Origin of the sequence: Nocardia sp. XZ_19_369, assembly GCF_015355715.1 — a bacterium.
Lineage (GTDB): Bacteria > Actinomycetota > Actinomycetes > Mycobacteriales > Mycobacteriaceae > Nocardia.
Window position 1 is genome coordinate 232,040 of record NZ_JACVED010000001.1, and the last position, 10,961, is coordinate 243,000.

10 protein-coding genes are annotated in these 10,961 nt (G+C 65.8%); 3 read left to right on the plus strand and 7 right to left on the minus strand.

Features of this window, described 5'->3' with window-relative positions; genetic code table 11:
• Positions 1-64: 64 nt before the first annotated feature.
• Positions 65-1,075 carry an aldo/keto reductase gene (locus tag IBX18_RS00980; protein ID WP_194831926.1) on the plus strand — a complete coding sequence of 337 codons (1,011 nt, stop codon included), beginning with the start codon at positions 65-67 and terminating at the stop codon, positions 1,073-1,075.
• Between the two features lie 41 nt (positions 1,076-1,116).
• Here IBX18_RS00980 and IBX18_RS00985 read toward each other — a convergent pair whose 3' ends face one another.
• From IBX18_RS00985 to IBX18_RS42755, 6 genes are all read right to left on the minus strand, one after another.
• Positions 1,117-1,587 carry a PaaI family thioesterase gene (locus IBX18_RS00985; protein WP_194831927.1) on the minus strand — a complete coding sequence of 157 codons (471 nt, stop codon included), beginning with the start codon at positions 1,585-1,587 and terminating at the stop codon, positions 1,117-1,119.
• A 133-nt stretch (positions 1,588-1,720) separates the two neighbouring features.
• Positions 1,721-2,785, minus strand: a complete 1,065-nt coding sequence (locus IBX18_RS00990) for a glycerophosphodiester phosphodiesterase family protein (RefSeq protein ID WP_194831928.1) — start codon at positions 2,783-2,785, stop codon at positions 1,721-1,723.
• A gap of 61 nt (positions 2,786-2,846) precedes the next feature.
• Complete coding sequence (locus IBX18_RS00995) at positions 2,847-3,818, minus strand: zinc-binding dehydrogenase (RefSeq protein WP_194831929.1); 972 nt, start codon at positions 3,816-3,818, stop codon at positions 2,847-2,849.
• A 58-nt stretch (positions 3,819-3,876) separates the two neighbouring features.
• Positions 3,877-4,014, minus strand: coding sequence for a hypothetical protein (locus tag IBX18_RS01000; protein WP_194831930.1), 138 nt, complete (start codon positions 4,012-4,014; stop codon positions 3,877-3,879).
• 8 nt (positions 4,015-4,022) lie between these two features.
• Complete coding sequence (locus IBX18_RS01005; protein WP_194831931.1) at positions 4,023-5,054, minus strand: alpha/beta fold hydrolase; 1,032 nt, start codon at positions 5,052-5,054, stop codon at positions 4,023-4,025.
• Positions 5,055-5,225: 171 nt separating this feature from the next.
• A complete protein-coding gene (locus tag IBX18_RS42755; RefSeq protein WP_255528006.1) occupies positions 5,226-5,354 on the minus strand; it encodes a hypothetical protein in 129 nt (42 codons plus the stop codon).
• Between the two features lie 254 nt (positions 5,355-5,608).
• On the opposite strand from IBX18_RS42755, the gene IBX18_RS01010 reads away from it, so the two are divergent.
• Entirely contained in the window at positions 5,609-6,322 is a 714-nt protein-coding gene (locus IBX18_RS01010; protein WP_194831932.1) for an XRE family transcriptional regulator, read from the plus strand.
• 31 nt (positions 6,323-6,353) lie between these two features.
• Positions 6,354-6,827, plus strand: a complete 474-nt coding sequence (locus IBX18_RS01015) for an NUDIX domain-containing protein (RefSeq protein WP_194831933.1) — start codon at positions 6,354-6,356, stop codon at positions 6,825-6,827.
• A gap of 79 nt (positions 6,828-6,906) precedes the next feature.
• Here the strand turns inward: IBX18_RS01015 and IBX18_RS01020 are convergent, their stop codons facing one another.
• Positions 6,907-10,860 (minus strand): DNA-directed RNA polymerase subunit beta', encoded by a 3,954-nt coding sequence (locus IBX18_RS01020; protein WP_194831934.1) that lies wholly within the window; start codon positions 10,858-10,860, stop codon positions 6,907-6,909.
• Positions 10,861-10,961 lie beyond the last annotated feature (101 nt).

Sequence of the window (10,961 nt, forward strand, 5' to 3'; positions counted from 1 at the left end):
GGACCGGCGATCCCCCGATCAGCAATCTCTGCCGCGATCGCCGCAGGAAGCGCAGGCTGGATGCATGACGACATCGAAGATTCCCGCAGTTCAGCTCGGTAAGACCGGGCCTTCCGTCAGCCGCATCGGCCTCGGCGCGATGGGGATGTCCGGCATGTACGGGGCCGCGGACGACGCCGAATCCACCGCGACCATCCACGCCGCGCTCGACGCGGGCGCGAACCTCATCGATACCGGCGATTTCTACGGTGCCGGACACAACGAGCTACTGATCGGCAAGGCCATCGCGGAGCGGCCGCGCGAGGACGTGGTGCTCAGCGTGAAGTTCGGCGCGCTGCGCGGCCCCGGCGGCACCTGGGGCGGCGTGGACAACCGGCCCGAGGCCTTGCGCAACTTCCTCGTCTACAGCCTGCAGCGGCTCGGCGTCGACTATGTCGACGTCTACCGTCCGGCCCGGCTCGATCCGAACGTCCCGATCGAGGACACGGTCGGTGCGATCGGCGAGCTGGTCGAGGCGGGGTATGTCCGGCACATCGGGCTGTCCGAGGTCGGCGCCGACACCATCCGGCGGGCCGCGGCCGTGCATCCGATCGCGGACCTGCAAATCGAATACTCGCTGATCTCGCGCGGTATCGAGGCCGAGATCCTGCCGCTGTGCCGGGATCTCGGCATCGGCGTCACCGCCTACGGTGTGCTGTCGCGCGGGCTGCTCAGCAGCTCGGTGCAGGCCGGGACCACGTTCGCCGCCAACGACTTCCGGGCGCACAGTCCGCGCTTCCAGGGCGAAAACCTCAGCCGGAACCTGAAGCTGGTCGATGCGCTCGCCGAAATCGCCGCGGCCAAGGATGTTTCGGTCGCCCAGCTGGCGATTGCGTGGGTGCTGACCCGCGGCGACGATATCGTGCCGGTCATCGGTGCGCGTCGGCGCGAGCGTTGGACGGAAGCGGTAGGCGCACTGAATGTTTCGCTGACCGAGGACGAGTTGGCGACGATCGAGGCCGCGGTGCCTGCCGAGCAGATCGCCGGTTCGCGGTATGCCGCCGAGCAGATGGCGATGCTCGACAGCGAGCGCTGAGCCGAGAGCGGCGGGCGCGCTCGGACGCGCCCGCCCTTGCATCACTTCCGGCGCGGCCGGATCACGGCGGTGAATGCCGCTGCGGCGACCGACTTTCCGGTGTTGTCGGTGATGTTCACCGGCACCTCCAGTTCGATCGGCGTCCGCGCCGCGATATCCGCCCGCACCTGATGCAGAATCTCCCCGGACACCTCCGACGTCGCAAGGTACGGCCCGGCATCGCCTTTGGCGCGTGCCCGGTATTCGATCCGCCCGTCCCTGGCCACGATGAAGGTCTCGCCCATCAGGTCCACGATCCCCGAGACCGACGCACCCATCGCCGCGGTCTCGGCCAGACCGAACAGCACCGCCGCGTGCAGATCACCGTTGTGGTTGAGATGCTCGGCCCGCGGTGCCATCCGCACCACGTTCCGTCCGGCGTCGAACTCCACTCCTTCGATCCCGGTGAATTGGATGAACCCCAGCTTCTGGAACCCCGCCATCACCAACTCGCCCATGGCCGCGCTGTCCATCGCATCTCCCACTACCTAACTGAAACGTGTTCCATTTTCATACCGTGGTGGGCAGGCGTTGTCCACGCGAAGCGCGAGACCGGGCTCGTGGATACGTTGCGGAGCAAGCCGGACCGCGGGCACTCCCCGTGCGTCAGGGACGAGGATAAGCCTTCGGTAGCTGGTAGCCGCGTTCGGCGAGGACGGCGCGCAACAGGTCCGGACGGTTGGTGATGAGGCCGTCCACGCCGAGGTCGATCAGCGCGGTCATGGTGGCGCGGTCGTCGACCGTCCACGGCACCACGCGCATCTGCTGCCGGTGTGCGGCCCGCACCAGTTCACGCGTCGTGAACGGCCGATAGCCCGGATCCTCGACGCTGCCGTCCTGCGGGTCGCCGTGCACCGGCGAGACCGCGTCGGCCCCGAAAGACGCTGCGGCGCTGACGAACTTCCGCTGTAGCGAGCCGGGGAAGTCATCGATGTCGAGGCCGCCCAACCAGGGTGACGCGCCGGGCTGGTCGGCCTGCAGGAACTGCTGCCCGTTGGTCAACGCGACGATCGGCAGTTCCGGCGCCACCTCCCGCATGCGCATCAGGGCGCCCCAGTCGAAACTTTGGATGGTGACCTGGCTTTCGAGGTGCGCGCGCCGGACTTCCGCCGCGACCACCTGCACGAACTGCTCCCGCGGCGCGGTTTGCTCCGGCGCGCCTGCCTCCACCTTGGTCTCGATGTTCAGCATGACCTCATCGGCTCTATAGGCACGCACGAGATCGAAAACCTCTGACAGCAACGGCATTCGAGCGCCCGGCACGGTGCGTTGCTCGGGGTAGGCCGCCAATCGCAGTGAGCCGCAATCGATGGTGCGCACCTGCGCCAACGTCAGGTCGCGAATGAACCTGGTGCCGGGCACATACGGGAACTCGGGATCGCCGAGGAAGGCGGGCGCGGTGTCGACGCACTTGTTCGGATTGGGGTCCCGATCGTGGGTGACCACCGCGTAGCCGTCCTCGGTGATCTGCACGTCCAGCTCCAGCGTGCGCACGCCGAGCTCCAACGCGTTCGCGAAGGCGGCCACGGTGTTCTCCACCACCAGGGCGAGGCCACCGCGGTGCGCCTGCAGATCGAATTGCACCGGCGGCACGTCCGCCGACGCCGCACCCGCGTTCAGCAGACCGGCCAGCAGGATCGCCGCGGCTCCGAGTACAGACGTTCGACGCATGCACCCCATTGTGGCCGCCTTCGCCGACGCGGCGGTGACGTCCGCATGAATCCCGGGCGGATTACGGAATCAGCACCACCTTGCCGGTCGTCGCCCGATTCTCCAACGCGGCATGTGCTTTCGCCGCCTGGTCGAGCGGGAAGGTCTGAACGGCCGACACCATGGTGCCGTCGGCGGCCGCGGCCAGCGCGCGGGACTCCTCGCCGCGCACCTCGCGGGGCTTGCTCAGCATGATCGATAGTGCGTCGATCACCGTAATGCCCTGTTCCCGCAGCTTCTCCGGGTCCGGTTCGAAGGCCTCCCTCGAGGCGTTTCCGTAGGTGACGTACCGCCCGCCCTCGGCGAGCAAGGACACTGCCGCCCGGCCCTTCTCGCCCAGCACACCGTCGAGCACCACCGTCACCGCGCGGTCGCAGAACGCCTGCCGGACCTGATCGGTCCAATCGGGCTCGTTGTAGTCGACGGCGAGATCGGCACCGAGTGCGTCCACCGCAGCGACTTTGGCCGGTCCGCCGGCCGCGCCGATGACCCTGGCGCCGATATTGCGGGCGTGCTGGACGATCAATCGGCCGACCCCGCCCGCCGCCGAATTCACCAGGACCAGGTCGTCGGCCGTCAGCGCGGCGATATCGAGGACCTCGACGGTGGTGGTGCCGGTGACGATCATCGCGACGGCGGTCGAATAATCCAGCGCGTCCGGGATCCGATGCAGCGCAGACAATTCCGCTACCGCCCACTCGGCATAGCCGCCGGAGGTGCTGCGCGGCGTCACCACGGCGGCGTCGAGCCACGCCAGGTCCACGTCCGGGCCGATCGCGTCGACGACGCCCGCGACCTCGCCGCCGAAGATCGCGGGTAGCTCCGGCAGCGGCGGGCCGATCGGCAGGCCCGCGCGCATCGCCGTCTCGATCAGGTGCACACCGGCCGCCCGGACGGCGATGCGCACCTCGCCCGGACCCGGTTTCAGATCCGGAACCTCCTCGTAGCGCAGGTTTTCCGGGGGGCCGAATGAATGCAGGACTACGGCGCGCACAGCATCTCCTCTGGTCAGAACTCGTTCGAGCTTCGGTGACCAGCGTGCAACCTAAACGTTAGTTGATGTCAATTCGCTCCTCGTTCGGCTGTCGGATGCCGTCCTCGCCCCGGTCTCGCACGTCGTCCCAGACCGCCAGCGCGACGATGCCGAACAGCAGCAGGGCGCCGAGCGCTACCACCAGTGGATAGTTCACCGGCCGGATCAGGCCAGGCCACCGGGTTTTCCGAGTAGCTCGGCTAGGGCAGTGTCGATGAACCGGGTGTCTTCGGGGTTGCTGCCGTGGCCGGCGAAGTGGCCCCAGATGCCCGGAATCATCCGGAGTTCGGCGTTGCGCATGTGGCCGACGGCCCAGGCCTCGTCCTCCGGCGGGAAGTAGAGGTCCTTCTCGGCGGGCATGACCAGGGCGGTGGCCTTGATCGAGGCGAGGGCGGCCTCGGTGTCGCCGTCGAAGCCGGGTGTGCGGCCGACGTCGCCGTGCTGCCAGGTCCACAGCATGGTGAGCAGGTTGTTCGGGTCGCGGCCGTCCAGGAAGAAGCCCTCCCAGAAGCCGATCAGGAAGTCCTCGAGCGAGGTGTAGCCGAGCTTCTCGTATTCCTTCTCCCAGTAGAAGGCCTGCGAGAAGCCCCAGCCCGCGTAAACCCTTGCCAGGGCGCGCAATCCGGTGGTCGGCCAGTGTTCGCCGTACCAGCCGCCCGCGAAGGCCGAGTCGGCGGTCAGGGCCGCCTTGACGCCCTCCAGGAAGACCTTGTTGTGGTCGCTGGTTCGGGCGGAGCCGCAGAACGGGGCGATCCGCTCCACCATGTCCGGGTAGCTCACCGCCCACTGGTAGGTCTGGCCCGCGCCCATCGACCAGCCGGTCACCAACGCCAGGCGCTCGATGCCGAAACGCTCTGTCACCAAACGGTATTGCGCGGCCACCTGGTCGTACACCGTGATGTCCGGAAAGCGGGCACGGTCATAGGGTTGCAGCGTATTGCTCGGCGAGCTGGACAGGCCGTTGCCGATCATGTTCGGCACGATGATGAAGTACTGCGCCGGATCCAGCGCCATCCCCGGACCTATCAGCCACTCGTTGTCCCAATGTCGCCCCGAATACCAGGTCGGATAGACGATGGCATTGCTCTTGTCCGCGTTGAGTTCACCGTAAGTGGCGTACGTCAGGAAGGCACCACGCAGCGTGGCACCGTGCTGGGTGGTGAAATCACCGAGATCGAAGATCTGGTGGTCGGTCATGAAGCGACTCGCTTTCGCAACGGGCGGAACAGGATTCAGCAGGTCCCAGCCGCCCGAGCGCACCATCCACCGACCAAACCCCTTCAATTGAAAATATTCTTACAGAAAATATTCCCCGCGAAGTAAATTTCGCATCACTCTTCCGACACTGCGGAGTCGGCAGGTGTTGCCTCACCACTCGCGTTCTTCGGGTACCTGGGTCTCATCCCCGCTCCGATCGCGTACGTCGTCCCACGCCACCAAGGCGACGATCCCGATGATCAGCAGCATTCCGAGCGCCACTGCCAGGACGTAAGCCATAACCTCTCCCCTGATCATCGCCTGGAAGGAGCGGCGGGCACCGTTGACAGCGCATGCCCGCCGCTCAGCGCTCCGGTGCAGGGCATAGACACCGCCTCGGAGCTGACGGAACCCCCATGGGCACCGAATGTTTCGAGCAACTGCAGCCCCGACGCTACGAGCTGACCTGTGGACGCTGTAACTGCCGATAGGACACTTTGCCGGACATTTCAAATGCCTTAAAACGTCCCTGAAACGCCCGCTACGGTGGGCGTATGAGCCAGCGCCTGCGGTCCGCGATGCTGCGAGCCCAGCTCGATACGGTCGGGCTCGCAGCGGCTGTAGCGGTCGATGTGAAGACGGTGCATCGCTGGCTGGCGGGGCGAGTGCCACATCGACGGACCCGGCTTGCAGTCGCGACCGTTTTGGGTGAGTCCGAAGCCAACCTGTGGCCACAGGCGCGACCGGACCTCAGCGCCGGAACGCCGGCTACCGCAGAGGTGATCGGCGCCTACGCTCATCGAGCTGACATTCCTCATGAAGTCTGGGTGTCGCTGTTGCACAGCGCCACCGAGCAGATCGATATCCTCGGATACGCATACCCGTTCGTGCTCGAGTTGCTGCCCGACGCGGCGGACCACCTAGCCGACAAGTGTCACCGCGGTGCGAGGATGCGTCTGGCCTTCGCCGACCCGGACTGTGCCCACGTCGCTGAACGCGACGACTTGGAGCAGATGGGCGGAACACTGCCTGGACGAATCCGGAACGCACTCAATATGCTCGGCTCCCTATCGCAAGCCGCCGGGTGTGCTGTCGGGCTGCACACCACACATCTGTACAACTCGGTCTTCCGGTTCGACAAACAGATGATCGTGACCCCGTACCTCGTCCGAGCCCGCGGCTATCAGCATCCCGCGCTCCACTTACGGGAACTCTCCCCGCACGGCATCTTCTCTTCGTACTCCGACCAGTTCGAACAAATCTGGTAGTCCGTAACTCCGTACTCGAGTAGGTGCAGGCATGAGCAACCGTCGTGATTATTACCGAGATCCCCACGCCCCGAAGGCCAATAGCCTGGTGCCCGGCGGATCCGCCCTGATCGTCGATGAGCAGGGAGCGATCCTGATGCAACGCAGATCCGACTCGGGCAACTGGTCCCTGCCGGGCGGGACGATGGAGATCGGCGAGACCCTGGAGCATTGCGTGGTTCGAGAGACCAAGGAAGAAACTGGTCTCGACATCGAAATCACCGGCCTGCTAGGCATTTACACCGATCCGGAGCACGTCATCGCTTACTCCGACGGTGAGGTTCGGCAAGAATTCAACGTGACGTACTACGGGCGGGTGATCGGCGGACAACTGGCGCTCAGTGCTGAATCCACCGATGTTCGTTTTCTCCGGCCAGAAGAACTCGAGGGCGTACCGGTCCACGACACCGTCCGGCTTCGCCTGCAACATCATGCCGCGCAACGAACGCAGCCGTTTCTGGGCTGAGAACGTCGCGGTCGAGAGGGCAACGCATCCGGCCCCCGCTCCTGGAAGGAGCGGGGGCCGGATGTGTTGCGGTACCGGGTTAGCGGTAGTCGCTGAAACCGTAGTCGTCGAGCGGGACTGCGGCGCCGGTGGTTTGGCCGAAGCTGTCCGGGCTGTAGTAGGTGTCGTCGTAGGACGGCACCGCGTACGCGGCGGCACGGGCTTCTTCGGTCGGCTGCACCGTGATGTTGCGGTAGCGGTTGATACCGGTACCGGCCGGGATCAGCTTGCCGATGATCACGTTCTCCTTGAGGCCGATGAGCTTGTCGGAGCGGCAGTTGATGGCCGCGTCCGTCAGCACTCGAGTGGTCTCCTGGAAGGACGCCGCCGACAGCCACGAATCCGTCGCGAGCGACGCCTTCGTGATACCCATCAGCACCGGGCGACCCGCCGCGGGCTCGTTGCCCTCGGCGACGACGCGACGGTTGGAGGCCTCGAACTCGGAACGCTCGGTGAGCGAACCGGGCAGGAACTCCGTGGCACCCGAGTCGATGATCGTCACGCGACGCAGCATCTGGCGCACGATGACCTCGATGTGCTTGTCGTGGATCGACACACCCTGCGAGCGGTAGACCTCCTGGACCTCGTGGACCAGGTGGATCTGCACCTGACGGGGACCCATGATGCGCAGCACCTCGTGCGGATCCGCCGCGCCTTCCAGCAGCTGCTGGCCGACCTCGACGTGGTCACCATCGGAGAGCAGACGCTCGGTGCCGTCGTCGTGCTTGAAGACACGCAGACGCTGCCGCTTCGAGAGCTTGTCGTAGACAACCTCTTCGCCACCGTCATCGGGGATGATGGTGATCTTGTAGAAGCGGTCGTCGTCCTCCATCCGGACCCGGCCACTGACCTCGGCGATCGGAGCCTTGCCCTTCGGCACGCGGGCCTCGAACAGCTCCTGCACCCGGGGCAGACCGCCGGTGATGTCATCGCCCGCGACACCACCCTGGTGGAAGGTACGCATGGTCAGCTGGGTACCGGGCTCACCGATGGACTGCGCGGCGACGATGCCGACGGCCTCACCGATGTCGACCAGCTTGCCGGTGGCCATCGAGCGGCCGTAGCAGGTGGCACAGACACCGGTACCGGTGGTGCAGGTCAGCACGGAGCGGACCCGGACCTCGGTGATGCCTGCCCCGAGCAGCGCGTCGATCGCCGGGTCGCCGAGGTCGGCGCCCTTGGCGATGACCAGGTTGCCCTTGGCGTCCACCGCGTCCGAAGCGAGCGTGCGAGCGTACGCGGAGGTCTCCACGTGCGCGTCGCGGATGAGCGAGCCATCCGCCTGCTTGTCGGCGATGTGCACGATGATGCCGCGCTCGGTGGCGCAATCGTGCTCGCGCACGATCACGTCCTGCGAGACGTCCACCAGACGACGGGTCAGGTAACCCGAGTCGGCGGTACGCAGCGCGGTATCGGCCAGACCCTTACGAGCACCGTGGGTGTTGATGAAGTACTCGAGCACGGTCAGGCCCTCACGGAACGAGGACTTGATCGGGCGCGGGATGAACTCACCCTTCGGGTTCGTCACCAGACCCTTCATACCGGCGAGGGTACGAGTCTGGGTGAAGTTACCCGTGGCGCCCGACTCGACGATCGTGATGATCGGGTTGTCCGGCGGGTAGTGCGCCCGCAGTGCCGTACCGACCTCTTCGGTCGCTTCCTGCCAGATCTTGACCAGGGCATTGTTGCGCTCCTGGTGATCGAGCGCACCACGCTGGTACTTCTTCTCGATCTGATCGGCAAGCGCCTCGTAGCGCTCCATGATCTCGGTCTTCTCCGGCGGCACCAGCACGTCGGACATCGAGACCGTCACGCCGGAACGGGTGGCCCAGTAGAAGCCCGCGTCCTTCAGCTTGTCCACGGTCTGCGCGACCACGATCATCGGGTAGCGCTCGGCCAGATCGTTGATGATCGTCGCCTGACGCTTCTTCGGCATCTGCTCGTTGATGAAGGCGTAGTCCGCCGGGAGCAGCTCGTTGAACAGCACGCGACCGAGGGTGGTCTCGGCCAGCCACGCGTCGCCGCGGTTCCAGCCCTCCGGGAACAGCTTCGCCTCGATGTCCTTCGGCGGACGCTGGTGGATGAGCCGGACCTTGATCAGCGAACGCACGGTGAGCTCACCGCGGTCCACCGCCATCTGCGCCTCGGCTGGCGAGGAGTAGACGGCGAACTCGGCCTTGTCCTTACCTGCGGCCTTGTACTCGCCCTTCGCGCCCTCTTCGAGGCGGGTCAGGTAGTACAGGCCGGTCACCATGTCCAGACGCGGCATGGCGAGCGGTCGACCGGAGGCAGGCGACAGGATGTTGTTCGAGGACAGCATCAGGATGCGGGCCTCGGCCTGCGCCTCCGCGGACAGCGGAAGGTGCACGGCCATCTGGTCACCGTCGAAGTCGGCGTTGAACGCTTCACAGACGAGCGGGTGCAGCTGGATCGCCTTACCCTCGACGAGCTGCGGCTCGAACGCCTGGATGCCGAGGCGGTGCAGGGTGGGCGCGCGGTTCAGCAGCACCGGGTGCTCGGCGATGACCTCTTCGAGGACATCCCACACCTGGGGACGCTGACGCTCGACCATCCGCTTGGCGGACTTGATGTTCTGCGCGTGGTTCAGGTCGACCAGACGCTTCATCACGAACGGCTTGAACAGCTCGAGCGCCATCAGCTTCGGCAGACCACACTGGTGCAGCTTCAGCTGCGGGCCGACCACGATGACCGAACGGCCCGAGTAGTCGACGCGCTTGCCCAGCAGGTTCTGCCGGAAACGACCCTGCTTGCCCTTGAGCAGATCGCTCAGCGACTTCAGCGGGCGGTTACCCGGTCCGGTGACCGGGCGGCCGCGACGGCCGTTGTCGAACAGCGCGTCCACGGACTCCTGCAGCATCCGCTTCTCGTTGTTGACGATGATCTCGGGCGCGCCGAGGTCGATCAGTCGCTTGAGGCGGTTGTTGCGGTTGATCACGCGGCGGTACAGGTCGTTCAGGTCGGAGGTGGCGAACCGGCCACCGTCGAGCTGAACCATCGGGCGCAGCTCCGGCGGGATCACCGGAACGGCGTCGAGCACCATGCCCATCGGCGAGTTGCCGTTGGTCTGGAACGCCGCGACGACCTTGAGCCGCTTGAGCGCGCGCAGCTTCTTCTGGCCCTTACCGCTGCGGATGGTCTCCCGCAGGTTCTCGGCCTCGGCGTCGATGTCGAAGTTCTCCATCAGCTTCTGGATGGACTCCGCACCCATGGCGCCGGTGAAGTATTCGCCGTAGCGGTCGATCAGCTCGCGGTAGAGCACCTCATCGACGATGAGCTGCTTGGGCGCCAGCTTGGTGAAGGTGGTCCAGATCTCGTCGAGCCGATCCAGCTCACGCTGGGAGCGGTCGCGCAGCTGACGCATCTCGCGCTCGCCGCCGTCCTTGACCTTGCGGCGGACGTCGGACTTGGCACCCTCGGCCTCGAGCTCGGCCAGGTCGGCCTCGAGCTTCTGGGCACGGGCCTCGAGGTCGGCATCGCGCTGATCGGCGACCGCCTTCTTCTCGACCTCCATCTCGGCTTCGAGCGTGCTGAGCTCGTTGTGGCGCAGCTCGTCGTCGACCGCGACGATGACGTAGGCGGCGAAGTAGATGATCTTTTCCAGATCCTTCGGCGCCAGGTCGAGCAGGTACCCGAGGCGCGAGGGCACGCCCTTGAAGTACCAGATGTGGGTGACCGGTGCGGCCAGCTCGATGTGGCCCATCCGCTCACGACGCACCTTGGCGCGAGTGACCTCGACGCCACAGCGCTCACAGATGATGCCCTTGAAGCGGACACGCTTGTACTTGCCGCAGTAGCACTCCCAGTCCCGGGTAGGACCGAAGATCTTCTCGCAGAAGAGCCCGTCCTTCTCCGGCTTGAGGGTGCGGTAGTTGATGGTCTCCGGCTTTTTCACCTCGCCGAAAGACCACTGGCGGATGTCGTCCGCGGTGGCCAGGCCGATCCGGAGTTCATCGAAGAAGTTGACGTCTAGCACGTAACTTCCTTTCCCCTATAAGGGTCGAATTCGAGCAAAAAGTTCACTAGTTGGTGGAACGCGGGGCCGGATGCCGTTGTGTGGAAACGACATCCGGCCGA